1 pseudogene is annotated in these 331 nt (G+C 63.4%); it reads right to left on the bottom strand.

The window, feature by feature from the left end:
• A pseudogene (locus tag UK12_RS39080) lies at positions 1-156 on the bottom strand (AAA family ATPase); the annotation flags it as partial.
• Positions 157-331 lie beyond the last annotated feature (175 nt).

The raw sequence follows: 331 nt of genomic DNA, 5'->3' as shown, positions 1-331 counted from the left end.
CATCTCGACCAGCAGCTGGTTGAGGGTCTGCTCGCTCTCGTCGTGGCAGCCGCCGAGGCCCGCACCACGGTGCCGGCCGACGGCGCCGATCTCGCCGACGAAGATTATCGCCGGGGCGTTCGCCTTGGCCTGCTCGAAAAGGTCGCGCACACGGCTCGGTGTGGTGGAGTGTCAGCGATTGTGCCTTGCGCATATCATGTGGATAGTGCTTGCATCCCTTGCTGTTCTCGTTCTGATGTGTGTCGTTTCGGCCTCGAGATTCCAGCGGCCGCTTGACACGGGTCACGTCGATCGCTGCGACGACCTGTCCGGTGTCCACCGTCTTGTAGCC

It is taken from the genome of Saccharothrix sp. ST-888 (assembly GCF_000955975.1).
Lineage (GTDB): Bacteria > Actinomycetota > Actinomycetes > Streptomycetales > Streptomycetaceae > Kitasatospora.
Note: the sequence above shows the minus strand (reverse complement) of the source record. Positions and strands in the feature narration are given on the sequence as shown.